This window comes from Umezawaea sp. Da 62-37 (assembly GCF_032460545.1).
Lineage (GTDB): Bacteria > Actinomycetota > Actinomycetes > Mycobacteriales > Pseudonocardiaceae > Umezawaea.
Genome location: NZ_CP135965.1, coordinates 1,875,365 through 1,898,154, shown reverse-complemented (window position 1 = coordinate 1,898,154; position 22,790 = coordinate 1,875,365). Strand labels below are relative to the sequence as shown.

Annotated in this window: 24 protein-coding genes and 2 tRNA genes; 9 read left to right on the top strand and 17 right to left on the bottom strand. The window is 71.8% G+C overall.

The window, feature by feature from the left end:
- Positions 1 to 3: 3 nt before the first annotated feature.
- The 3 genes from RM788_RS08070 to RM788_RS08060 form a co-directional block, all read right to left on the bottom strand.
- Positions 4 to 756: an MFS transporter gene (locus tag RM788_RS08070; protein ID WP_315930909.1), complete on the bottom strand. Its 753-nt coding sequence runs from the start codon at positions 754 to 756 to the stop codon at positions 4 to 6.
- Between the two features lie 30 nt (positions 757 to 786).
- On the bottom strand, positions 787 to 1,440 hold the full coding sequence (locus tag RM788_RS08065; RefSeq protein WP_315930908.1) for an MFS transporter: 654 nt from the start codon (positions 1,438 to 1,440) through the stop codon (positions 787 to 789).
- 218 nt (positions 1,441 to 1,658) lie between these two features.
- Complete coding sequence (locus RM788_RS08060; protein WP_315930907.1) at positions 1,659 to 2,204, bottom strand: TetR/AcrR family transcriptional regulator; 546 nt, start codon at positions 2,202 to 2,204, stop codon at positions 1,659 to 1,661.
- Between the two features lie 158 nt (positions 2,205 to 2,362).
- Here RM788_RS08060 and RM788_RS08055 point away from each other — a divergent pair, with 158 nt between their 5' ends.
- Genes RM788_RS08055 through RM788_RS08040 form a run of 4 tightly spaced genes read left to right on the top strand, consistent with a single transcriptional unit; the run spans position 2,363 to position 5,953 of the window.
- Complete coding sequence (locus RM788_RS08055; RefSeq protein WP_315930906.1) at positions 2,363 to 3,220, top strand: ABC transporter permease; 858 nt, start codon at positions 2,363 to 2,365, stop codon at positions 3,218 to 3,220.
- A 32-nt stretch (positions 3,221 to 3,252) separates the two neighbouring features.
- On the top strand, positions 3,253 to 4,287 hold the full coding sequence (locus RM788_RS08050; RefSeq protein ID WP_315930905.1) for a taurine ABC transporter substrate-binding protein: 1,035 nt from the start codon (positions 3,253 to 3,255) through the stop codon (positions 4,285 to 4,287).
- The gene (locus RM788_RS08045; protein WP_315930904.1) at positions 4,277 to 5,071 is read left to right on the top strand and encodes an ABC transporter ATP-binding protein; all 795 of its coding nucleotides are present in this window, start codon (positions 4,277 to 4,279) and stop codon (positions 5,069 to 5,071) included. The genes RM788_RS08050 and RM788_RS08045 overlap by 11 nt, the downstream gene beginning before the upstream one ends.
- A 21-nt stretch (positions 5,072 to 5,092) precedes the next feature.
- Entirely contained in the window at positions 5,093 to 5,953 is an 861-nt protein-coding gene (locus tag RM788_RS08040) for a TauD/TfdA dioxygenase family protein (RefSeq protein WP_315930903.1), read from the top strand.
- Positions 5,954 to 6,016: 63 nt separating this feature from the next.
- Here RM788_RS08040 and RM788_RS08035 read toward each other — a convergent pair whose 3' ends face one another.
- The 13 genes from RM788_RS08035 to RM788_RS07975 form a co-directional block, all read right to left on the bottom strand.
- Positions 6,017 to 6,463 (bottom strand): hypothetical protein, encoded by a 447-nt coding sequence (locus tag RM788_RS08035; protein ID WP_315930902.1) that lies wholly within the window; start codon positions 6,461 to 6,463, stop codon positions 6,017 to 6,019.
- A gap of 527 nt (positions 6,464 to 6,990) precedes the next feature.
- Positions 6,991 to 7,806: a glycoside hydrolase family protein gene (locus RM788_RS08030; protein ID WP_315930901.1), complete on the bottom strand. Its 816-nt coding sequence runs from the start codon at positions 7,804 to 7,806 to the stop codon at positions 6,991 to 6,993.
- 125 nt (positions 7,807 to 7,931) lie between these two features.
- Positions 7,932 to 10,211, bottom strand: a complete 2,280-nt coding sequence (locus RM788_RS08025; protein ID WP_315930900.1) for a hypothetical protein — start codon at positions 10,209 to 10,211, stop codon at positions 7,932 to 7,934.
- A 22-nt stretch (positions 10,212 to 10,233) separates the two neighbouring features.
- Positions 10,234 to 10,303 (bottom strand) — tRNA-Ser (locus RM788_RS08020).
- A gap of 21 nt (positions 10,304 to 10,324) precedes the next feature.
- A tRNA-Lys gene (locus RM788_RS08015) sits at positions 10,325 to 10,396 on the bottom strand.
- Positions 10,397 to 10,404: 8 nt separating this feature from the next.
- Positions 10,405 to 10,581, bottom strand: a complete 177-nt coding sequence (locus RM788_RS08010) for a hypothetical protein (protein ID WP_315930899.1) — start codon at positions 10,579 to 10,581, stop codon at positions 10,405 to 10,407.
- 233 nt (positions 10,582 to 10,814) lie between these two features.
- The gene (locus RM788_RS08005; protein WP_315930898.1) at positions 10,815 to 11,315 is read right to left on the bottom strand and encodes a methylated-DNA--[protein]-cysteine S-methyltransferase; all 501 of its coding nucleotides are present in this window, start codon (positions 11,313 to 11,315) and stop codon (positions 10,815 to 10,817) included.
- A complete protein-coding gene (locus RM788_RS08000) occupies positions 11,312 to 11,911 on the bottom strand; it encodes a methylated-DNA--[protein]-cysteine S-methyltransferase (RefSeq protein WP_315930897.1) in 600 nt (199 codons plus the stop codon). Before RM788_RS08000 ends, RM788_RS08005 begins: the two co-directional genes overlap by 4 nt.
- Complete coding sequence (locus tag RM788_RS07995; RefSeq protein ID WP_315930896.1) at positions 11,908 to 12,390, bottom strand: RNA polymerase sigma factor; 483 nt, start codon at positions 12,388 to 12,390, stop codon at positions 11,908 to 11,910. Before RM788_RS07995 ends, RM788_RS08000 begins: the two co-directional genes overlap by 4 nt.
- Positions 12,391 to 12,514: 124 nt before the next feature.
- Positions 12,515 to 13,261, bottom strand: a complete 747-nt coding sequence (locus tag RM788_RS07990) for a PP2C family protein-serine/threonine phosphatase (RefSeq protein WP_315930895.1) — start codon at positions 13,259 to 13,261, stop codon at positions 12,515 to 12,517.
- A gap of 65 nt (positions 13,262 to 13,326) precedes the next feature.
- On the bottom strand, positions 13,327 to 14,082 hold the full coding sequence (locus tag RM788_RS07985; protein WP_315930894.1) for a phosphatase PAP2 family protein: 756 nt from the start codon (positions 14,080 to 14,082) through the stop codon (positions 13,327 to 13,329).
- Positions 14,083 to 14,148: 66 nt separating this feature from the next.
- Positions 14,149 to 15,135, bottom strand: a complete 987-nt coding sequence (locus tag RM788_RS07980) for a zinc-binding metallopeptidase family protein (protein WP_315930893.1) — start codon at positions 15,133 to 15,135, stop codon at positions 14,149 to 14,151.
- 75 nt (positions 15,136 to 15,210) lie between these two features.
- Entirely contained in the window at positions 15,211 to 16,239 is a 1,029-nt protein-coding gene (locus RM788_RS07975; RefSeq protein ID WP_315930892.1) for an AraC family transcriptional regulator, read from the bottom strand.
- 71 nt (positions 16,240 to 16,310) lie between these two features.
- On the opposite strand from RM788_RS07975, the gene RM788_RS07970 reads away from it, so the two are divergent.
- The 3 genes from RM788_RS07970 to RM788_RS07960 are packed head-to-tail and all read left to right on the top strand — an operon-like array spanning position 16,311 to position 20,072.
- Positions 16,311 to 17,786: a flavin-containing monooxygenase gene (locus RM788_RS07970; protein ID WP_315930891.1), complete on the top strand. Its 1,476-nt coding sequence runs from the start codon at positions 16,311 to 16,313 to the stop codon at positions 17,784 to 17,786.
- Positions 17,783 to 19,459, top strand: a complete 1,677-nt coding sequence (locus RM788_RS07965) for a GMC oxidoreductase (protein ID WP_315930890.1) — start codon at positions 17,783 to 17,785, stop codon at positions 19,457 to 19,459. Before RM788_RS07970 ends, RM788_RS07965 begins: the two co-directional genes overlap by 4 nt.
- A 10-nt stretch (positions 19,460 to 19,469) precedes the next feature.
- Positions 19,470 to 20,072, top strand: coding sequence for an acetoacetate decarboxylase family protein (locus RM788_RS07960; RefSeq protein WP_315930889.1), 603 nt, complete (start codon positions 19,470 to 19,472; stop codon positions 20,070 to 20,072).
- Positions 20,073 to 20,122: 50 nt separating this feature from the next.
- Here the strand turns inward: RM788_RS07960 and RM788_RS07955 are convergent, their stop codons facing one another.
- Complete coding sequence (locus tag RM788_RS07955) at positions 20,123 to 20,749, bottom strand: TetR/AcrR family transcriptional regulator (RefSeq protein WP_315930888.1); 627 nt, start codon at positions 20,747 to 20,749, stop codon at positions 20,123 to 20,125.
- Positions 20,750 to 20,869: 120 nt separating this feature from the next.
- On the opposite strand from RM788_RS07955, the gene RM788_RS07950 reads away from it, so the two are divergent.
- Positions 20,870 to 21,661: an SDR family NAD(P)-dependent oxidoreductase gene (locus RM788_RS07950; RefSeq protein ID WP_315930887.1), complete on the top strand. Its 792-nt coding sequence runs from the start codon at positions 20,870 to 20,872 to the stop codon at positions 21,659 to 21,661.
- Position 21,662: 1 nt separating this feature from the next.
- On the top strand, positions 21,663 to 22,790 hold the full coding sequence (locus RM788_RS07945; RefSeq protein WP_315930886.1) for a DUF5938 domain-containing protein: 1,128 nt from the start codon (positions 21,663 to 21,665) through the stop codon (positions 22,788 to 22,790).

Genomic DNA, 22,790 nt, shown 5'->3' with positions numbered 1-22,790 from the left:
TCGTTACGCGGACCGCGGCGCGCGGCGGGCGAACAGCAGGACGGCCGTCGCGGCCGCGGTGACGAGGAGCAGGGCGGCGAGGGCGATCGCGCAGGTGTGGACGGCGTCGGAGTAACCGGCCCCGGCGCGCAGCCGGGCGGCGAACAAGACGCCGACCACCGCGGCCCCCAGCGCGCCGCCGAGCTGGCGCACGGCGTTGTTGGCCGCGCCCGCCATCCCGGCGAACTCGCCGGGCACCGACTGCACGGCGACCGCGGTGCTGGTCGCGATGACCAGCCCGCACCCCGCACCCGTGATGAGCAACCGCCAGGAGAAGCCGCCGAGCCCGGTGGTGTCGGTGGTGCCCAGCAACGAGACCAGCCCGGCCGGCGCGACGACCAACCCGGCCATGAGCACGACCCGCGCCCCGAACACCGCCTGGAGCCGCGCGGCCGTGAGACTCGCCACCGCGTTCCCGCCGAACAGGCAGGCCAGCCGCACGGCGATGCCCAGCGAGGACACGTGCTGGTGGGCGAAGAACAGGCTCAGCACGAACACGACACCCACGATGGTGAACAGCACCACCATCGCCGCCAGCCCCGCGGCGCTGAACCCGCGTGAGGCGAACAGCGCGGGCCGCAGCAGCGGTGCCGCCGACCGCTGCTCGACCACCACGAACCCGATCAGCGCCACGACCCCCAGCCCCAGCCCGATCAACGCCTCCGCCGACCCCCACCCGGACACCCCGCCGCTGATCACGCCGTAGACCAGCGCCACGACCCCCACCGCGCCGGTGATCTGCCCCGGCTAGTCCGCCGACCGCCCCTCGGGCGCCGAGGACTCCAGCGCACGGCTCGCGCCGAAGACCACCACGACGATCGTCAACACCGTGATCGGCGGGTACAGCCAGCGCCAGCTCGCGTAGTCGGCGACCACGCCGGACAGGAACGGTCCACTGCCCAACCCCAGCACGTTGGCCGCCGCCCAGGCCGCGATCGCCCGGTTGCGCGCCGCCGCGTCCACCGCCGTCGAGGCGATCAACGCCAACGTCGACGACATCACCAACCCCGCCCCGAGCCCGCCCGCGCCCTGCGCCGCCCAGAGCAGCGGAATCCCGCCCCCACCGGCGAACCCGCCCGCCAGGAAGCCGAGCGCGGTACCCGCCACCGTCAGTCCGAGCCCCACCAGCGCGACCCGCCTGCGCCCGTGCAGGTCACCGAGCACCCCACCGGACAGCACCGCACCCACCAGCGCCGCCGTGAACGCCGCCGACACCCACTGCAGGTTCGCCGTACTGGCCCCGGTGCTGGTCCGGATCGTGCCCAGCACCCCGTTCACGGCGGAGAAGGGCAGGTAGGACACCAACATCGCGGCGCACGCGAAGACCGGCGTCGTCCAGTGGGGCCGGTCCAGCCGGGCCGCGTGGCCGTGGCGACGGGGCGTGGTCTCGAGTGCGGTCATGCCGGAACCGTATCTAAGCATCCTGATATAAGCAAGCTTAGATAATGGGCGTGGAAGACCTGCCGGGGTGACGGCTGGTCGAGCGACGCGCGGATGGCCTTCGCCTCCAAGCCGCACCGCCTGGTTTTCGACGTGTCCCTACCTGCGTCCCGTCTCACCCAGGAGGTGGCAGTGAAGCCGTGAACTCTGGAAGTCCTTCGAGGACAGTCCGAAGTGGACTAGTCACCCAGCAGTCTCCTGAGCGGTTCCTCGAAGTCCGCGCGGTCCGGTGCGCGAGGTGACACCAGAGCCTGGTGCAGCAACCCCTCGAACATGACCGTCAACGCCCTGGCCGTGATGGCGTCGACCCGCAGGGCGAACACCTTGCTGAGCATGTCGTCCCACGACGTGCTGGCGGCGCGCAGTGCCGGGCGGCGCAAGGCGATGCCGTACAGCTCGTAGGCGAGCACGCTGGTCTGCCGGTGCTCGGTGGTCAGCAGCACCAGGAAGTCCGCCAGTCCGGCGCACAGGTCCGCCCGCTCGGGCAGCGACCGCGCCCACGCGCGCAGCCGGGCGACGTTGCGCTCGGCCACCGTCCGCACGGCGGCCTCGAACAGCTCGTCCAGGTCGGCGAAGTAGTACGTCGTCGAGCCCAGCGGGACACCTGCCCGAGCCGCCGCGGCGCGGTGGGTGAGACTCGCGGGCCCGGTCTCGCGGATCACCTCCACCGCGGCCTCGACGATCTTCTCCCTGCGGTGCGGGACCCGGCGTCGAGGTTCGGCCATGCGTCCTCCTTGCCCTACGGAGTGCCCTTCGCGCAAGGGTTTTCGCGGTCGTGTCCACAGAGCGGAACTGTTCGGAAGATCCAGTGTACGTCTGTACATTCGGCCCGGAAGGTCGACCGACACCCTGCCTCCCGGCCCACTGAGAGTGCGGATTTCCCATGCCACAAGCACTTGCCGACGTCTCCCGACGACCCCCGGACGCACCCCGCACGGCTGCCCGCGCACCCCGCGCGATCATCGGCCGCACGGTGTTCGTCCGACTTGCCGCCGTGGTCGTCCTGCTCGGCCTGTGGCAGCTCCTCGCCATCGCCGAACTCTGGCCGCCGGTGATCCTGCCGGGCCCCGGCCAGGTGTGGGCGCAGCTGCTGAACACCTCCGACGCGGCCAACGGGCAAGGCGGGTACGCGGGTTCCACGCTGCTCGAACGGCTCGGCGTCAGCCTGCGGAGAGTCGGCTACGGCTCGGCGTACGGGGTCCTGATCGGCGTCGCCCTCGGCCTGGTCATGGGCTTGGTGCCGCTCGTCCGGACGGTCACCGAACCCGCCGTCACCTTCCTGCGCGCCCTGCCCCCGCTGGCCTACCTGAGCCTGCTGGTGATCTGGTTCGGCATCGACGAGGAACCCAAGGTCTACCTGCTGATGATCGCCGCGTTCCCGCCGGTGGCGGTGGCGACGGCCACCGCCGTGACCGGCGTCAACCGCCAGTACGTCGAGGCCGCGCAGGCGCTCGGCGCGAGCCGCGGCCACGTGATCGCCTCGGTGATCCTGCCCGCGTCGGCCCCCGAGATCATCACCGGCGTGCGGCTGGCCGTGGGCATCGCCTACAGCTCCGTCGTGGCCGCCGAGACGGTCAACGGCGCCGACGGCATCGGGGGCATGGTCCTCAACGCCCAGCGCTACAACCAGACCTCCGTGGTCATCCTCGGGCTCTTCGTCATCGGTGTCACCGGACTGCTCATCGATTCCGCGCTCGTAGCCGCGCAACGCGTCCTCTCACCGTGGCGGGGACTGGTGTGACCGCTCGAACCCCCCACTGCCAAGGAGCACCCATGCCCGTGACCCGCAGATCCGTCCTGTCCCTGCTCGCGCTGGGGCCCGTGTTGGCGGCGTGCGGTGTCGGCGGCTCCTCGTCCGACTCCGGTCCGGGCAAGGAGAAGGCGGTGCGCATCGCGTACCAGAGCTTCGCCGACAGCACCCTGCTGCTGAAGGACCAGTCCACGCTGGAGAAGGCGCTGCCCGACCACAAGATCACCTGGACCGCGTTCGACTCCGGGGCCAGCATCAACACGGCGTTCCTCGGCGGCGCGATCGACCTCGCGGTGATCGGCAGCAGCCCCACCGCGCAGGCGCTGTGCCCGCCGCTGAACATCCCGTACAAGGTGATCGAGCTGCTCAACGTCATCGGGGACAGCGAGGCGCTGGTGGCCCGCAAGGCGAGCGGTGTCACCAAACCCGCCGACCTGGTCGGGCGCAAGGTCGCGGCGCCGTTCGGCTCGACCGCGCACTACAGCCTGCTCGCCGCGCTCCAGCAGGCCGGTGTCGACCCCGGCGCCGTGACGCTCGTCGACCTGGAACCGCAGAACATCCAGGCCGCCTGGCAGCGCGGTGACATCGACGCCGCCTACGTCTGGACGCCGGTGCTCAGCGTGCTCCAGCAGGACGCGGTCACGCTCACCGACAGCGCGAAGCTCGCCGCGGCCGGCAAGCCGACGCTGACGTTCACCGTGGCGCGCACCGGGTTCATCGACGACAACCCCGACGTGATCGCGAAGTGGCTGGAGGCGACCGACCACGCGATCGGCCTGGTCAAGACCGATCCGACCGTCGTCGCCGAGGCGGTCAGCCGCCAGATCGGCAGCAGCAAGGAGGACGCCGCCGCGCAGCTGAAGCAGAACATCTACCTCGACCACGCCGAGCAGCGCGGTCCGGAGTACTTCGGCACCAAGGAGTCGCCGGGTCGGCTCGCCGACCGGCTGCGCGACGCCGCCGAGTTCCTGCACGGCCAGAAGAAGATCGAGTCGGTCCCCGACCTGGAGACCTTCCGCGCGGCCCTGCTCGCCCCCGGAGCCGTCGATGGGAAGTGACGGCACGTCGCTGGCCGACCTGGTCGCCGTCGAGCACGGCTACCGGACCAGGACGGGTGCCGTGCCCGCGCTCGGTCCCGTCGACCTGCGGGTCGATCCGGGGGAGTTCCTGGTCGTCGTCGGGCCGTCCGGGTCGGGCAAGAGCACGCTGCTGCGCCTGATCGCCGGGTTCGAGCGCCCGACCGCGGGGGAGGTCCTGCGGCTGGGCCGACCGCCGGTGCCCGGCCGCGACGTGGGCGTGGTGTTCCAGCAGCCCAGGCTGTTCCCGTGGCAGACCGTGGCGGGCAACATCGATTCCGCCCTGCGGTGGGCCGACGTCCCCAAGGCCGACCGGTCGCGCCGCACCGCCGAACTGCTCGGCGCGGTCGGCCTGGCGGAGCTGGGATCCCGGCGCACGTGGGAGATCTCCGGCGGGCAGCAGCAGCGGGTGGCGATCGCCAGGGCGCTCGCCGCGAAGCCGCGGCTGCTGCTGATGGACGAGCCGTTCGCCGCGCTCGACGCGCTGACCAGGGAACGGCTCCAGGAGGACGTCCGCGCCTTGACCGACGACGCGGGACAGGGTGTGGTGTTCGTGACGCACAGCGTCGACGAGGCGGTGTTCCTGGCCACTCGCGTCATCGTGCTCACCGACAGGCCGGGAAGGGTGGCACTCGACGCACCGATCACGTTGCCCCGCAAGGGGATCGCGGCCGACGAGCTGCGCGGCTCCCCGGAGTACGCGGCGTTCCGAGGCGAGATCGCGGCCGCCGTCCGGGCGACCGTCCACGATCATGCACGAGCCTGACCCGACACGAGAGGGACGATCATGACAGTCGTATCCGCGGTGGAACCGCTCACGGCGACGATCGGCGCGCAGCTGTCCGGTTTCGACCTGTCCAGGCCGCAGACCCCGGCGGAGGTCGCCGACATCCGCGCGGCACTGCTCCAGTACAAGCTCCTCGTCTTCCGCGGCCAGAACCTGACCCCGACCGCCCACCGCGACTTCGCCGCCACGCTCGGCGAACTCACCCCCGCGCACCCCGTCGTGCCCGGCCTCGACGACGAGCACCCGGAGATCTACGTGCTCGACAGCGGGGACGGCGGCAAGTCCCCGGTCTGGCACACCGACGTCACCTTCATGCCCCGCCCGCCACTCGGCTCCGTGCTCCGCGCGGTCTCACTGCCCCCGGTCGGCGGCGACACCTGCTGGACCGACCTGGAAGCCGCTTACCTGGCCCTCTCACCCCATGTCCGGTCGTTGGCCGACCGCCTCACCGCACTGCACGACGGCCGCAAGGACTTCGAGGACTACCTCAACACCCGCCTCGGCGGCGAGGGCGGCACCTGGGAGGGCGAACGCGTCACCTCCCTCGATCCCTCCGTCCACCCCGTCGTCCGCGTCCACCCCGAAACCGGCCGCCGCAGCCTCTTCGTCAGCCCCGGCTTCACCACTCGCATCCTCGACGTCACCGAAGCCGAAAGCCGCGCCCTCCTGACCCTCTTCTTCTCCGTCATCGGCCTCCCCGAACACAGCGTCCGCCACCGCTGGAGCCCCGGCGACCTCCTCGTGTGGGACAACCGCAGCACGGCCCACTACGCCGTCGACGACTACGGCGACCAGCACCGCGTCATGCACCGCGTCACCATCCGCGGCGACGCCCCGTTCGGCGTCGACCAGGAGAACTGACAACCACGGCGGAACGCCCGACAAGGCCCGTGACCGCCGCCACGGGCCCGCTCAACAGCGGACTCAGTCCTCGCCACCGCCGTCCCATCCCTCCGGCAACGGCGCCACACGCCAGAACCGAACCCGGTACCGCTCCACACCAACGTGCTCATCACGCTCCCGCAGCGCCTCACCGGACAGGACGTCCTGGTAGCGCGCGAACAAACCGTCCCGCAACACCACAGCCCGGTCCCGCCCACGATGGGCCACCTCAACGCCGTAGACCCCAGGACCGCCTTCCAACACCAGGTCCACGACCTCACCGGTCGGAGAACCCACAACCAGCCATCCGCTTGGACTCGCCAACTCGAACATCGGGCAGACCCACCACCCGCCATCGGACTCGATGGCCACGGACGGCAGCGCCCGAACCTCCAGCCGCACGGCAACGGCAAACCAGTCCTGCGCGCAATGGATGATCAACTCCGCACCACCACACCCCACCACCTCCGCCTGCGCCGAAGCGATCACGACACCGGAGTCCTCCGGCGCGTCCACCTCAGCGTCGCGGACCGTGATCAGCCGGTAAGAGGGCCGCACAACCAGCTCGCGGAACGTCGAAGGTCGAGTCATCCGGCACCACCCCACTGCGAGCCCGAGAATCCACTCCCCAGCCTAGTGAAGACCCGCAAGCGATTGCCCCGCACAAGCTTCCGGGGCAACCACGACGCACCGAGCAAAGCGCCCAACCACACGCACACCGAGCAAGCCCACCCACTCGCCCACCGGGCAGACCCTCCCGACCACCCACCGAGCAGACCACCCGACCACCCACCTACCGAGCAGCGCTCGACCGCCGTGCGGCAGGCTTGACTTGGGGTTTTTGGGCCTATAATTGGTCGGCGGGCATCTCTACCACTTGCCCTTTTAGCCCGACAAGGCCCAAAAAAGGGGCCCCAAGTCAAGCCGGCCGCACCCGGAGACCGTGGATGCGATACCGGCGACCCAGCACGACACCCCGGCAACCACCGGCACCACCCAACGGGAGCACCAACCAATCACCCCACAGAGCGATAAGCCACACCAGTCGCATTCGCCGTACTACCGGTGTACAGCCCCGTCCGATGCGTACTCGTGGACAACGTGAACCACGAATACCTCTCCACGAACGACAACCCCTGCAACATCATCGCCGAATTCCTGGCGAACGCAGCCTGCTGATCAGAACTCGGATACCGCGGCGTACTGGTGGAAAAATCGATCAACGCGTACTCGGTCAACCAAATCGGCTTGCGATACCGGTTGTACACATTCTGCAAGTACCCCTGCAACTGACCAACGGCCGCGGCCGAGAAGTCACCGCCGTACCAGTGCAGCGGGATGAAGTCGACCCGGTACCCGCGTGACGCGGCGCCGCTCATGAACCGGTCGAGCCACCCACCGGCCGTGTCACCGCCGAACGCGACCGCGGGCGCGCTCAACCGCATCCCCGTCCCCTGCAACTGCGGCCACAGCTGCAACGCCTGGTCGACGGACATGTTCGCCTGCCCGCCCATGTCCGGCTCGTTGAACGCCAGCAGCGTGCTGCCGAGCGACTTCGCCTGGTTGAGCTGGGTCTGGTTGACCGAACCCGAACCCCAGATCATCGGCACGAACTCGGCACTGGCGGGAGCGTTGATGCCCTGCTTGTCCGACGCCCACGTGTAGTACCACCCCGCGCCCACGTCGCTCAGCGCCGCCGTGACACCGGAGAAGTTGGCCGCGCTCACACCCTTCTTCTTCGTGGCCGGGACGGCCGATACCGGTGACGGCACGAGGCTGAGCGCGGTGAGCAGTGCCAGCGCCATGAGCAGCAGCCGGTGTGCGAATCGCATGGGTAACCCCTTCTACGACATCGCGGCGGCGCGGGCCGAACGATCACATCGTGTCGCAGTACGGCCGTCTTGTCGCTGTGGGACCACCGTAGGTACGCGCGTAAGTCAGACCCGGCGGCGCGTGGTCACGTCCACCACGCGGAGGCGGGCGACCCCGTGGACCACCCGAGGAACCGCCTGCCGGAACCGTCAGGCACCGTGCCCGCGGGGGTGAACCGCCCGCCGCCGACGACGTGCGCCAACCCGTCGGCCACCGGGGCGAACCGCCGCGCGCCTGCGGTGGCGTGAATCGTGCGGGACAGCTCAGCCACCCGCTCCAGCCGCGCGTCCGGCTCGCAGAAGCCGAGGAGGAAGATCGCCTGCCGCCAGGCGTAGGCGGCGTTCTTCACCTGGATCAGGGCGGCGTGGTGGCTGTCGGTGGGCTGGGAGAGTCGGCGCACCACCCATGCGAACGTTCGACGCGCGAGTTCCGGCGCGTGCTCCCGCAACCGGTCGGTCAGGTCGAGCCCGGACACCAGAGCGGCCAGGTTGTGCGTGGTCAGGATCTGGGCCTGCTCCAGCACCGCGCCGTTGCGCGCCACCGTTCTCCCGCCGTTCCCGGCCTCGCGCGCCCGTTCCGCGCACAGCTCGCTGAAGTCCGCCGCGGTCTCCTTGCCCCACCGGAGGATCGTGTGCGACCTGGTCGTCCACCGCGACTCGGGCGGCAGGTCGAAGTAGTCCGCGTACGGGGTGCCCGCCGTGATCCGGCTCGCCACGGCCGCGGCGTCCCGCCACGTGGTCGTGAACCTGCCGGTGAAGATGTCCGCGGCCAGTTCCTTGACCAGCGGCAGACCGAGCCCGGCCGTGGTCGCCATGCCGCTCATCTCGGCGATCAGCGGGTTGGGCAGCGGGGTGTGCGGGAACGCCGTGATCGCCAGCAGGCCGATCTGCCGCAACGCCGTGCGCGCGGCGGCGGTGTCGTCCCGCCCCGGCGTCCGGCAGGCGGCCAGCGCGGCGACCCAGGGCAGCTCGTCGAACCGCACCTGGTGCTCCAGGTTGAGCAGCAGCAGGCTCCGGCGCTGCCGGAACGCCGTGTACGCCTGCTCGTGCAGCCCGGCGGGCACGGGGTCGTCGAAACCCGCCGCGACCAGCCGCGAGGTGAGCCGCGGCAGCACGTCCGCCAGCGCTTCGCCGGACGTGATCACGCCGCGTGCCACCAGTTCCTCCGCGGGCGCCTCCAACGCGCGGGCGACCTTGCGCACCAGGCGGTCCGGCATGTCGGTCGCCAGCGGGTCGAGCGAGGGCAGGCCGCCGTCGGCGGGGTGGTCGGCCAGCCGCTCGACCAGCGTCGTGGCGAACTCGACGTTGGTCGGTGCCGCGGCGATGGCGGCCTGGGTGGCGCGCAGGGTGTCGCGGCGGTCGGATCCCGGCGCGCCGTGCCGGGTCAGCGTGTTGGCCAGCGCCCGGCGGACCCAGCCGACGTCCCGACCCGACAGCGCCCGGCTGTCCTCCGGGCACGCCAGCAGCGCGCCGTGCAGCCTGGCGAAGTTGCTCTTGGGGTGCGCGTGGTCACCGCTGAGTTCGTGGTGCTGGCACGCCTCCGCGTAGTCGGCGAGCCACGCGGACCGCGCTTCCGCCCAGTCCGCCGGCCATTCCTCGCACGGCCAGCCCCCGTGGACGGTCCCGTCCAGGTGGGGGAGGTCGCCGTCCACGGTCCGGCACCACAGGGCGACCAGCCGGTCGTAGAGCGGCAGCCACACCCCCAGCGTCTCGCGCATCGCGGCCAGCTGCCGGGGCGTCCGCACGGCCCGCAGCGACGCCGTCACCTCCGCGACCGTCGCGACCCGCACGGCCGTCTCCGCGATCCGCGCCACCGCCTCGAACGCCGGGACGAACCGCAGCCGGTGCAGGAACGGCGCCAGCTCGTCGACCAGCTCCACCGCCTGCTCGACGAACCCCCGGTCCAGCAGCACGGCGACGACCGCCAACGCGGCGTCCTCCGGCACGTCCACCCGGTAGCGCCCGGCGCGCACGGCTTCCAGCAGCTCCGCCTGGCCCTCGTCACCGAGATACCAGAGGTTGAGCCGCTCCCGGACGTTGCGGCCCGGCACGTCCTCGGGCATCTCCGCCAGCCGCGCCGCCTCCGCGTCCGTCAACGGCACCTCGGCCCGGTAGCGCCCGGTCGCGAACCCGCCGTGCGCCACGTCGAGCGTCACCCACGCCGGCGTGTCCGCCACCGGTGTCCGCGAGCCCGCCACGACCCGCCCGTCCGCCATCCCGGCCAGCACGTCCTGCCAGCGCCGCACCTTCAGCAGCACCCGCTCGCGCGCCACCGGATCACCGAGCTCGCCCGCCCGCGCCACGGCCCGTGCCAGCTGGCCTGCCGCGTACGCGGGAGAGGCGGTGCGGTACTGCTCGCCGGACACGGCACTCCCCGAATCAGATCGAACTTGGCGGCGAGAGTCGAACTCGCGCCTTCCCGGTTCAGCCAGGTGCTCTACCGCTGAGCTACGCCAAGAGGCGACGGTGGGTCGCCCGAACATGGAGGCGGGACTCGAACCCGCGCCCTCCCGGTGAAGAGCCGGGCGATCCACCACTGATCCACTCCATGAGGTGGCCTCAGCGTAGCGAGCCGCGAGGCGCACCGCAGTTGAATTCGGCGATGCGATGGCGGCTGCCGGGCGGGCGGGGCCGGGTGCGCAGTGCCTGGTGCGCGTCGCGGTCCGGCACGGCGACCACGGCCGCGCCCGTCACGACCTGCGCCGTGCCGATGATCAGCCAGTCGCCGTTGGTCACGACCAGCACCACCACGCCGCGCCCAGCACAGCCGGCGCTCCCACGGTGCGCACCGCGTCCTGCCGTCGGACCGCCCCCTGTCGCGCCATGTACCCAGTCGCACGCGCGTGGCCCTTACCTCGCGGGTGACGTCCGGTTTGGTCGGTGACGTTGACCGGCTGCGGCGAGTGGAGCGGGGACGTGCTGGTCGACCACGACCAGTGGCGCGCCACGTGCTGCGAGTCCGTGCGTGGTCACCACAGCAGGCCGCGTTCTTGTGGGGGTGGTTGTTCCAGGTCGAGCAGGTGTTGTTTGCGTTCGAGGCCGCCCGCGTATCCGGTGAGGGCGCCGTTCTTGCCGACGACGCGGTGGCATGCGGTCAGGATGGACAGGGGGTTGCTTCCGACGGCGGTGCCGACCGTGCGGGCCAGGGAGGGGTCGCCCAGGGCGGTGGCGAGGGCGCCGTAGGTGGCTGTGCGTCCGTACGGGATCTGTCGGATCTGTTCCCACACGCGGAGTTGGAACGGGTTGCCGTCGGCGCGGGTCGGGAGGTCGAACAGTTCGCGGGTGCCTGCGAAGTACTCCTCCAACTGCGTGGCGACGGTGTCGAAGCCCTCGTCGGCGCGTTCACCGAACGTGCCGGGGTCGGGTCTGGTCCAGTGCTGCGGGAAGTACAGGCCGATGACGACGCCGTCGTCGGCGACGACGGTGAGGTCGCCGATCGGGGAGTCGAGGACGGTGTGGGTGGCGGTCATCGCGCGGCCTCCAGGTCGAGCAGCAGGCGTTTGGCGTCCTCGCCACCTGCGTACTGGCCGAACGAGCCGTCCGAGCGCACGACGCGGTGGCACGGCACGACCAGTGGCAGCGGGTTGGTCGCGCACGCCGAGCCGACCGCGCGGACGGCCTTCGGGCTGCCGGCGGCGGTGGCGACCTGGGCGTAGCTTTCCGTTGCGCCGTAACGGATGTCGGGCAGGTGGTCGAGCACGGCGCGGCGGAATCCCTTGGACAGCCGGAAGTCCAGTGGCACCTCGAACGCGCGTCTGCTGCCCGAGAAGTACTCCTCCAACTGCCGGACCACGGACTCCAGGCGGGTCGGGGCGCGCAGGACGCGGGGGCTGACCAGTTCGGCCAGGGAGGTCAGCGCGGCGTCGTGGTCCTGCCGTTCGAAGGCCACGCGGACCAGCCCGGCCTCGGTCGCGGCGAGCAGCAGCGGGCCGACGGGGGAGTCGACGGTGCGGTAGGCGACGTCCACCAGGCCGTGGCGCTCGGCGGCGTCGACGAGCCGGGCGCGGAGCCTGCGGTCGGCGTTCCTGTCGATCACGGGCAGTGGGTCGAACACGTCGTCGGTCATGCGTCCGCTCCTTCCGGGTAGGTGGCGCGCAGTGCCTTCACCCCGTCGGCCGCGGATCTGCGCGCGGCGTCGGCGGTGCCGCCGGTGATGGTCGCGACGTCCTTGTACGGGAGGCCCGCGATGTAGTGGTAGGCGACGACCGCGCGCTGCTTGTCGGGCAGTCGCGCCAGCGCGGTCCACAGGTCGCCGTCCCAGTCCTCCGGCCGCCCCCTCGTGCTCAGGCCGTCCGGGACGTCGCTCACCGGCACGGCGTGCCGCGCTCTGGCGCGGGTGATGTCGACGGCCTTGCGGTGCGCGATCGTGACCAGCCAGGCCTCGACGTTCGCGCCGTCGGGCAGGTCGGGGTAGGCCTTCAGGGCCGCCAGGAACGTCTCCGACCACGCGTCCTCCGCGTCCACCGGGCCGACGACGGCCCGGCACACCCGCAGCACCACGGAGCCGTGTTCGTCCACGACCTGTTCGAAGGGTTTCACGCTCACATCTTGTAGACGTCCGGCGCGGGGGAAACGTGAGGTGGCCGTTCACAGCTCATGATTACTTCAGTGTTGAATGAAATAGATGCTCGGAGGAAAAGCAAAGCCGGACAACAGCGCGGAGGCCCGCTCAGCCCAGGAGGAAGCGGTCCGCGACGAGCGCGGTGGCGTTGTCCCGGCCACCGTTGGCGTACGCGGTCTCCACCATGGTCTCGACCGCGTGGCCGGGCGTCGGGCTGTCGGCCAGGATGGTCTTGATCGCGGTGATGTCGAGGGACTTGTGCATGCCGTCGGTGCTCAGCAGCAGACGGCCGATGGCCGAGCCGGTCGCGGCGTGGCCCATGTCGGCGGGCAGCACGGTGCGCACGGACGTCATGACGACGTGCTCCATCCGCGGCGTCGGCTCGTTGCCGCGCGCCCGGAAGAACTCGGCGAGCGTGTGGTCGGTGGTGATCAGGTGCAGCATGCGGCCGTTCCACCGGTAGGCGCGGCAGTCGCCCACCCAGGCGATGTCGCACGGTCCGTCCGGGCGGTCCGCGGCGGGCAGCACGGCCACGACCAGCACGGTGTCCGCCTCCGGCTGCGGGAACTCCTGGAGCAGTTCGCGCTGCGCGGCGAGGATGCCCGCCCGCGCGCCGCGGCGTGCGCCGACCCGTGCCGCGACGAGCGCCGCGGCCCGCGACGCCCTGGCCGCGAGCAGGTGGTCGCCGATGCCGTCGGCGACGACGAACGCGGTGTGGCCGGTGGTCGGGTCGGTGGCGGTGGCCATGGCGTCGGCGTTCACCGAACGGGGGCCTCGCCGGGTTGTCGACTCGCACGTGGTGCCCGTCATCAGGGCGACGTCGGGAAGGGGGATGGCGGTGGTGTCTGCGGACATGACCGGACCTCCTCGGCAAGGTGCTGCACCCGTTCCAACTGCCAGGACCTTCGGAAAGTGCCCCCTCAGCCCCCCGAACCGGGCCTCAATTGTGAGGCCTCCTCAGGCGCGAGTCCATCGCCGGGATCGACCGGGCGTTCCCCGCGCTCCAAGCGCCACGCGCTGAAGACCGCCGTCATGGCGACCACCCACGCCGCCCCGAGCGCGTACCCGGCCAGCACGTCGGACGCGTAGTGCACCGACAGCGCCACCCGCGACAGGCCGATGCCGAGCACCAGCACGATCGAGAGAGCCAGCCAGGCCTTGCGCCAGCCAGGACTCATCGCGGGCCAGAACAGCAGCAGCAGCACCGAGTACGACACCACCGCGGCCTGCGAGTGCCCGCTCGGGAAGCTCAGCCCGGAGGCGTGCGCCAGCGGGTCGCTCACGATCGGCCGGGCCCGGTGCACGATCGTCTTGACCACCTCGTTGAGCACCGCGCCGCCCAGTTCCGCGACCACGACGAACGCGGCCAGCCGGTGGAGCCGCCTGCGCAGCAGCCAGACCGCGACGACCGTGAACACCACGAAGTACACCGGCGCGGATCCCGCGAAGCTCAGCGCCTTCATGGCCGCGGTGAACGCGCCGTGGTCGAGGGCGAACCGGTGCAGCCCGTCGCGGGCGTCGTCGTCGACGGTCTGGAGCGGGGGCCACTGGTCCTGCACGAAGAACAGGAGCAGCCCGAACGGCACGGCGACCAGCACCAGCGCGAGCAGGGCCAGCACCGACCGCACCCCGAAGCGGGTGTCGGACGGCGTCGGGCGCATCGGTGCCGAATTCACAGGTCGGGGGTAGCCCGTCCGTCCATTCGGCACACCTGATTGTCGCCTGATCGGGTGAAACGGCGGTCAGGCGGCCAGGAGTCCGTCGACGAATCGCAGCTTCCCCAGCACCACCGGGGACAGCACGAACGGGTAGAGGTCGTCCTTGCCCATGCTGCGGTTGAGCTGGTTCACCGCGCGCGAGAGCGGCACCCACGTGTCGATCAGGTCGTCGAACTCCACCGCCTCCTCCGAGGGGACGGCGTCCACCGGGGCGTGGGGGTGCGGGGTGATGTCGCGGCCCGCGACCATGACCCCGTAGGCGGCCGCGGTCTGCACGGTGTCGCGGATGTGCAGCAGGTGCGCGAACGTCTCGGCCCAGTCCTCCCACGGGTGCGCGGTCGCGTAGGTGCTGACGTGCGACTCCTCCCACCCCGGCTCGGGTGCGCCCGCGTAGTGCGTCTCGAGGGCCGCCTGGTAGTCGGCGCGCTCGTCGCCGAACACGGCGCGGAAGGCCTCGTGGAAGCCGGGGCGGTCGATCAGCACGTCCCAGTACCAGTGGCCGACCTCGTGCCGGAAGTGGCCGAGCAGGGTGCGGTAGGGCTCGTCCAGGCGGGCCCGCACCGCCTCGCGGTGGCTGTCGTCGCCCTCGGCGAGGTCGATGGTGATCACGCCGTTCGCGTGCCCGGTGATCACGTGCTCCTGGTCGCTGGACAGCAGGTCGAACGCCAGCCCGCCCTCCGGGTCGTCGATCCGCGTCAGCACCGGCAGGCCGAGGTCGTCGAGCTGGTGGAGCAGCCGTCGCTTCGCGGCCTCGGCGCGGGCGAACGGTTCGGCCGAGACGCCGTCGGCGGGGCGGGTCCGGGTCAGCGCGCAGCAGTCGCACAGCCCGCCCGCGTCGTCGACGAGCCAGTTGCAGCCCGCCAGGGCGGAGTTGGCGCAGCGCTGCCGCCCGGACACCTCCACCAGGTCGCGCCGTTCGCGGGAGTAGCCGACCGCCGTGCCGCACACCACGCAGCCGTGGTTCTCGAAGAACAGCAGGTTCCCGCAAGCTGGGCAGGTGAACGAGCGCACGGCGGTGCCTCCAGGGCTTCCGGGGGAGTCGTCCTCGGATACCCGTTCCGCGCGGGCGCAAGCGTGATGCCGCGCTCACCGCCCGCGACGGCTGTAGGCGGCGGGGGTAACGCCCTTCCAGCGCTTGAAGGCGTGGATGAAGCTCGACGCCTCGGCGTAGCCCAGCCGCAGCGCGACGTCCTCGACGGCGAGCGCCCTGATGGCCAGCAGCTCCTCCGCCAGCGCTTCGCGCACCTCGTCGAGCAGTTCCTGGTAGCTGGTGCCGGAGTCGGAGAGCCTGCGCCGCAGGGTCCTGGTGCTCACGGCGAGTTCGTGGGCGACGTGGTCCATGCCGCGGCCGATCGCGCCGGGGCGGGCGAGCAGGCCGCGCACCTCGTGGGCGATCCCGACCCGCGCGCGCCGCCTGGCCACGAGGTCGCGGCACCGGGCCTCGCAGAGCGCGACGGTGTGCGGGTCGGCCTGGGGGAGGGGGCGGGCGAGGAACGCCGCGTCGAAGGTCGCGACCGTGCGGGGGCGGCCGAACCGGGGCCGCAGGCCGAACACCCGCTCGTGGCGGAGGGTGTCGGCGGGTTCGGGGAAGCGGAAGTCGACGGCGAGCAGCGGCGCGTCGTCGGGCAGCAGTTCGGCGATGACGGTGTGGATGGCGGCCAGGTCGCGTTCCACCAGGAACCGCGCGACCGGTGGCGGCAGCGCGCTGTCGTCCAGTTCGATGTGCGCGCGGCCGTCGGACAGGGAGGCGCGCGGGATGCTGAACGTGAAGCTGAGGTCCAGGAAGCGCAGCGCCACGTTGACCGCGTCCAGCATCGTCGGGCTGCTGATGAAGGCGTAACCGAGGAACCCGAACGTCGTCACGTGGTAGCGGGCGCCGAGGGTGGGGCCGGCGTCGGGCATGACGCCCGCCAGCGTGCGGATCACCCGCAGCTCCTGGTCGGCGGCCACTTCGGCGTCGGGGTCGCTCAGGTCGGCGGGGGTGATCCCGCTGTCCGCGAGCAGCCGGTCGGCGGCGATGCCGTGCTCGGCGCCGAAGCGCACCAGCAGCGCCACCCCGGCCACGCTGCGCGGGAAGTCCCAGTGCCCGATCACCGGGTCCGCGAGTGGCGTCATGGCCGACATTGTCGATTCCCCGTCCTCTCCTGTCTTGGGCCGGACGTGTGGAGATCCCTAACGTCGGCCGCGTGCTCCGTCCCCCGCGCCGTCTCCGCGGACCCCGTGTCGTCGTCATCGGCGCGGGGTTCGCGGGGATCGGCATGGCCGCCGCGCTGCTGCGCGACGGGTTCGCGGTGACGGTCCTGGAACGCGCGGACGACGTCGGCGGGGTGTGGCGCGACAACACCTATCCCGGCGCTGCCAGCGATGTCCCCTCGTCGTTGTACTCCTACTCGTTCGCGCCGAACCCGTCGTGGCCGCGCCGGTACGCCCGGCAGCCCGACATCCTGGCCTACCTGCGCCGGGTCGCCGCGGACACCGGGGTGGCCGCCAGGATCCGGTTCGGCGCGGACGTGGTGGCCGCCGGGTTCGACGAGGCCGCGCACCGGTGGCGGGTGGAACTGGCGGGCGGCGAGGTGGTCGAGGCGGACGTGCTGGTGTCCGCGGTCGGCCAGCTGTCCCGGCCGGTCGTCCCGGTGCTGCCCGGCGCGGAGTCGTTCCGCGGACCCGCGTTCCACAGCGCCCGGTGGGAGCACGGCCACGACCTCACCGGGCTGCGGGTGGCGGTGATCGGCACCGGCGCCAGCGCGGTGCAGTTCGTGCCGCACCTCCAGCGCAGCGCGGCCCGGCTCACGGTGTTCCAGCGGTCCGCGACGCACGTGGTGCCCAAGCCCGACCGCGCGTACCGGCCGTGGCACCACCGGGTGTTCCGGGCCTCGCCCACCGCGTTGAGGGCCGGTCGGCTGGGCGTGTGGCTGACGGGCGAGCTGCTGACCACCGCGCTCACGTCCGCGCAGGCCCTCGGCGGGCTGGTGGACGGGATGGCCCGGCTGCACCGGCGCCGCCAGGTCCGCGACGTGGACCTGCGCGCCCGGCTGGCACCCGCCCACCGGGTGGGCTGCCACCGGCTGCTGTTCTCCAACGACTGGTACCCGGCGCTCGCGCGGCCCAACGTGGACCTGGTGACCGAGCCGATCACCGCGCTGACGCCGACCGGGGTGCGCACCGCCGACGGTGTGGAGCACCCGGCGGACGTGATCGTGTACGGCACCGGGTTCGCGGCCACGGACTTCCTGGCGCCGATGGAGATCCGCGGCCGGGACGGGCGGAGGCTCGCCGACGAGTGGGCGGGCGGGGCGCGGGCGCACCTCGGCATGACGGTGCCGGGTTTCCCCAACCTCTTCCTGCTCTACGGCCCGAACACCAACCTCGGCGGCAACTCGGTCGTGTACATGATCGAGCGGCAGTGCCGGTACGTGGTGCGGATGCTGAGGTACATGGCGACGATGCGGGTGTCCACCGTGGAGGTCCGCCGCGAGGCGGCCGAGCGGTTCGACGCCGAGACGCAGGCGCGTCTGGCCCGCAGCGTGTGGACGCGGTGTTCGAACTGGTACCGCGACGCGGCCGGGCGGGTCACGACCAACTGGCCCGGCCTGGTCCGGGAGTACGACCGCCGCACGAGGTGGGTGGACCACCGGGACTTCGACCACGGGGGCAGGCCATGACCGACTACGACGTCCTGGTGATCGGCTCGGGGTTCGGCGGGTCGGTCACCGCGCTGCGGCTGACGGAGAAGGACTACCGGGTCGGTGTGCTGGAGGCCGGGCGCCGGTTCGCCGACGACGGGTTCGCCGCGAACTCGTGGCACCTGCGCGACTACCTGTTCGCCCCTCGGCTGGGGTGCCTGGGCATCCAGCGGGTCGACCTGCTGCGCGACGTGCTCGTGCTCAGCGGCGCCGGGGTCGGCGGCGGGTCGCTGGTCTACGCGAACACCCTCTACGAGCCGCCCGCACCGTTCTTCCGCGACCCTGGATGGGCCGGGATCACCGACTGGCACGCGGAGCTGGCGCCCTGGTACGACCAGGCGCGGCGGATGCTCGGCGTCGTGGAGTACCCCGGCACCACGCCCGCCGACCGGGTCCTGCGGTCGGTCGCCGACGACCTCGGGGTGGGCGGGAGCTACCACCGCGCCGAGGTCGGCGTCTTCTTCGGCACGCCCGGCGTGCGGGTCGCGGACCCGTACTTCGGCGGGGTGGGGCCGGATCGCGCGGGCTGCCTGCACTGCGGCGAGTGCATGACCGGGTGCCGGCACAACGCCAAGAACACCCTGGTGAAGAACTACCTGCACCTCGCCGAACGAGCAGGCGCCGTCGTGCACCCGCTGACCACGGCCGTGGACGTCCGGCCGGTCCGGGGCGGCTACCGGGTCGACACCCGGAGCACCGGGGTGCTGCCCGGCGAGCGGCGGACGTTCACCGCGCGGCAGGTCGTGTTCTCCGCCGCCGCGCTGGGCACGCAGAAACTGCTGCACCGGCTGCGCGACGGGGGCAGCCTGCCCGCGATCTCGCCGCGGCTGGGGCTGTTGTCGCGCACCAACTCCGAGGCCGTCCTGGGCGTCCGGGCGCGGACGGCGGGGGCGGACTACTCGCGCGGCGTCGCCGTCACCTCGTCGATCCACCCCGACGACCACACCCACGTCGAACCGGTGCGCTACGGGCGCGGCAGCAACCTGATGGGGCTGCTGATGACCGTGCTGGTCGACGCGGAACCGGGCACGCCGCGGTGGCGGCTCGGCCTGCGGGAGCTGCTGCGGCAGCGCAAGGACCTGCGCAGGCTGCTCGACCCGCGCCGGTGGTCGGAGCAGACGGTGGCGCTGCTCGTCATGCAGAACCTGGACAACTCGTTGACCACCCGCACCCGGCAGGGCGTGTTCGGCAGGCGGCTGACCACGTCGGCGGGGGAGGGCGAGCCGAGTCCGGTGTGGATCCCCGGCGGTCACGACGCCGCGCGCCGGGTCGCCGAGAAGATCGGCGGCATCCCCGGCGGCGCGTGGACCGACCTGGCCGACATCCCGCTGACCGGCCACTTCATCGGCGGGTGCGTCATCGGCGACACGGCGGCCTCCGGCGTCGTCGACCCGTACCACCGGCTGCACGGCTACGAGGGCCTGCACGTCGTGGACGGGTCGACCATCCCGGCCAACCCCGGCGTCAACCCCTCGCTCACCATCACCGCGCTGGCCGAGCGCGCGATGTCGTTGTGGCCCAACAAGGGCGACCCCGACCCCCGTCCGGCGACCGGCTCCCCGTACGCGAGGGTCGCGCCGATCGCGCCGGACCACCCCGTCGTGCCGCGCACCGCGCCGGGCGCGCTGCGCCTGCCCACCACCCCGAAGTGAGGACGTCTCCGTGGATGCCGAGTACCCGCCCGAGCCCTGGGACCTGCACGGGCACGGCTGCGTGTCGCTGTGGAAGGCGCAGCGGGACATGCTGCCCCCGCTGCCGCCCGGCGTCCGCCCGGTGATCGCGTTCGGGCACGCGGTGGTGGCGACCGCGTTCGTCGACTACCTGCCGGGCGGCCTGCTGCCCTACCGCGAACTGCTCGCGGCCGTGGTCGTGCGCGACGGGTTCCGGATCGGCCTGTCGATCACGCACATCTGGGTCGACAGCCCGGCGTCGATGGCCGGTGGGCGCGAGCTGTGGGGGATCCCGAAGGAACTGGCCGAGCTGACCGTGATCCCGGCGCCCGCGTTCGCCGCCACGGCCACCGGCATCGCCGAGGCCCGGCACTCCTCCTACGGACGCGGGGTGCCGGCGCCGATCGCGGGATCGGTATTCCAGACGCTGCGCGGCGCGCTCGCCCGGACCCCGGTGCGGATGAGCGGACGCGTGCGGGTGGCGAAGGTCGGGTGGAAGTTCGCCCCGGACGGTCCGTTGAGCTGGCTGGAGGGGCTCACGCCGGTCCTCGGGCTGTCGGTGGTGTCGTTCCGGATGCGCTTCGGGCCGCGCTGACGCCGTTCGAGCCCCTGGGGACCCGAGGGCTCAGGTCAGGCGGGCTCGGGTCAGGAGGGGAAGAGCGTGCCGACGAGCTGGAAGACGTTGGCGCGCAGCACGGTGCCCGCCTGCTCCTGACCGGCCAGCTGGCGCAGCAGGGCCTGCTGGAACAGGCCGTCGAACATCGCGTAGAGCGCCGACGGCGGGACCGCGACCTCGCGGCCGACCAGTTCGGCGTAGCGGCTGACGATGCGCCAGATCATCCGCTCCAGCATGGCGTCGATCGCCAGCACGTCCTCGCGGAACGACGGCTCGAACAGCGCCTGCGAGCGCAGGTCGTACCAGAGGCGGTGCATCGTGGCGTCTTCGACGAGCGTCGCGATGAGGGCGTCGGTGAACCCGGCGGCCAGGGTCTCCGGCGTCTCTGCGGTGGCGACGATCCGGTCGTAGCGCTGCGCGCACTCGGTCTTGTACTGCCGCACGCAGTACGTGATCAGCTCGACCTTGTCGCGGAAGTAGTAGTGCAGGACGCCGTGCGAGAACGCCGAGTTCTGCGCGATCTCCCGCAGGCTCGTGCGGGCGTAACCGAGTTCGGACAGCGTTTGGAGCGCCGCGCCCGCGAGTTCGCGGCGGCGCTCCTCGAACTTGTCGACCTGTCGCCGTGAGACGCGGTCGAGCTTCTCGGCAGTGGACATCGCGGGTCAGAGTAACCGATTAACCGAGTCTGGACGATTGTCCAAGAAAAGCTTGACAGTTGTCCAAACGGTTCCTAGCGTGTGGTCCACATCACTGATGATGGCGAAAGGCGGCACGGGATGAGCCAAATGGATCTGTCCGGGAGGTGCGTCCTGGTCACCGGGGCCGCCCGCGGCCTCGGAGCGGGCATGGCGCAGGCGCTCACCGCCGCGGGGGCGAGGGTGATGATCGCCGACGTGCTCAAGGACGCGGGCGAGCAGACCGCCGCGGGCCTGGAGGGCGCCGGGTTCGTCGAACTGGACGTCACCGACGACGCCGCGTGGGAGAACGCCGTCGCGCACACCGTCGCCGAGTTCGGCGGGCTGGACGTCGTGGTCAACAACGCGGGCATCGAGGTCACGGCGCTGCTCGTGGACGTCGACCCGGACGAGACGCGCAAGATGCTGGAGGTCAACGTCCTCGGCACCATGCTCGGCCTCAAGCACGGCATGCGAGCCATGCGGCCCGGCGGTGCCGCGGGCAACGGCGGCACGATCATCAACATCTCGTCGGTCGCGGCCACCATCGCGTTCCCCGCGATCGGCGGCTACTCGGCCACCAAGTCCGCGGTCGACCGGCTCACCAGGGTCGCGGCCGCCGAGTCGGGCAAGCTCGGCTACGGCGTGCGCGTCAACTGCGTCTACCCCGGCCTGGTCGCCACCGACATGGGCATGAAGCTCGCCGTCGAGACCGCGGGCATCGGCCTGTTCGAGAGCCCGGAGGCCGCCGTGGGCGCGGTCGTCGAACTGACGCCCTCCGGACGGCTGGGCGAGGTGTCCGACATGGCCGACGCGGTGGTGTTCCTCGCCTCCGACGCGTCGCGGTTCGTCAACGGCGCCGGCCTGCCGGTCGACGGCGGAATGGGGATGTGACATGACTGCCTCCACCAAGCCTGTCGTCGTCTACGGGGTCTCGGGTTACACCGGCAGGCTGATCTGCGAATACCTCCGCGAGTACCACGTGCCGTTCATCGCCGCGGGCCGCGACGGGAAGAAGGTGCAGGAGGTCGTCGACCGGATCCCCGGCATCGAGACCGCCGACTACGAGGTCGTCGAGGTGAGCCACGACGTCGAGGCGCTCACCTCGCTGTTCTCCGGCGCGTCGGTCGTCTGCAACACCGTCGGCCCGTTCATCAAGCTCGGCCCGGAGGCCGTGGAGGCCAGCCTCGCGGCGGGTTGCCACTACCTGGACACGACCGGCGAGCAGGACTGGGCGCTGGCCGCGAAGGAGAAGTGGGGCCAGGCGTTCGCCGACGCCGGACTCCTGCTGTCGCCGGGCGTCGCGCAGATGTACACCACCGGCGAGATCGCCGCGAACATCGCGCTGGAGACCGTGCCCGGCCTGGACACGCTCGACATGCTGGTGCTGTGGAAGGGCTTCCCGACCTACGCGTCCACGCAGACGATCTTCACGATCCTCAAGGCCGACTGGTTCCACCTGCAGAACAACCAGTACGTGGCGTGGGACCACCGGGCGACCCGCGAGTGCGTCGTCCCCGGCCAGCACGGCACCGCGCTGACCGTCCCGTGGGGCGGCACCCTGCACCCGGTGTGGTTCAAGGACGACCCGCGCGTCGCGACCTGCGTGGTCACCGGCGGCGTCCTGGACCGGGCGGTGATGGACGGCGTCGTGGCCACCACGGGCATGTTCGAGGAGCAGATCCGGCCGCTCGACCCGGTCGCGCAGGAGGCCGCGCTCTCCGACATCGCCAACGGGCTCCAAGCCGACATGCCGCCCAGGGAGAACCCGCGGATCAACACCTCCATCGACTCGGTGCACGCCTCCGGGCCGCTGGGCCGGGTGCACGTGGCCATCCACGGCAACTCCAACTACAAGCAGACGGGTCTGCTCCAGGCGTTCGCCGCGTACTCGCTGCTCCAGCAGGCGCCGCGGCGGGTCGGGTTCGCGTCGGCGTGCCAGGCGTTCGGGCACCGCGAGCTGCTCGGCGTGCTGCGCAACTTCGGCCTGGTGCTCAACCCCGTCGTGGAAGCGCACACCTGA

Coding starts and splice junctions, on each gene's coding strand:
- RM788_RS08065 (WP_315930908.1), bottom strand. CDS start 1,440: ATGACCGCACTCGAGACCACGCCCCGTCGCCACGGCCACGCGGCCCGG.
- RM788_RS08060 (WP_315930907.1), bottom strand. CDS start 2,204: ATGGCCGAACCTCGACGCCGGGTCCCGCACCGCAGGGAGAAGATCGTC.
- RM788_RS08055 (WP_315930906.1), top strand. CDS start 2,363: ATGCCACAAGCACTTGCCGACGTCTCCCGACGACCCCCGGACGCACCC.
- RM788_RS08050 (WP_315930905.1), top strand. CDS start 3,253: ATGCCCGTGACCCGCAGATCCGTCCTGTCCCTGCTCGCGCTGGGGCCC.
- RM788_RS08045 (WP_315930904.1), top strand. CDS start 4,277: ATGGGAAGTGACGGCACGTCGCTGGCCGACCTGGTCGCCGTCGAGCAC.
- RM788_RS08040 (WP_315930903.1), top strand. CDS start 5,093: ATGACAGTCGTATCCGCGGTGGAACCGCTCACGGCGACGATCGGCGCG.
- RM788_RS08030 (WP_315930901.1), bottom strand. CDS start 7,806: ATGCGATTCGCACACCGGCTGCTGCTCATGGCGCTGGCACTGCTCACC.
- RM788_RS08005 (WP_315930898.1), bottom strand. CDS start 11,315: ATGACCGCCACCCACACCGTCCTCGACTCCCCGATCGGCGACCTCACC.
- RM788_RS08000 (WP_315930897.1), bottom strand. CDS start 11,911: ATGACCGACGACGTGTTCGACCCACTGCCCGTGATCGACAGGAACGCC.
- RM788_RS07990 (WP_315930895.1), bottom strand. CDS start 13,261: ATGTCCGCAGACACCACCGCCATCCCCCTTCCCGACGTCGCCCTGATG.
- RM788_RS07975 (WP_315930892.1), bottom strand. CDS start 16,239: ATGACGCCACTCGCGGACCCGGTGATCGGGCACTGGGACTTCCCGCGC.
- RM788_RS07965 (WP_315930890.1), top strand. CDS start 17,783: ATGACCGACTACGACGTCCTGGTGATCGGCTCGGGGTTCGGCGGGTCG.
- RM788_RS07955 (WP_315930888.1), bottom strand. CDS start 20,749: ATGTCCACTGCCGAGAAGCTCGACCGCGTCTCACGGCGACAGGTCGAC.
- RM788_RS07950 (WP_315930887.1), top strand. CDS start 20,870: ATGAGCCAAATGGATCTGTCCGGGAGGTGCGTCCTGGTCACCGGGGCC.
- RM788_RS07945 (WP_315930886.1), top strand. CDS start 21,663: ATGACTGCCTCCACCAAGCCTGTCGTCGTCTACGGGGTCTCGGGTTAC.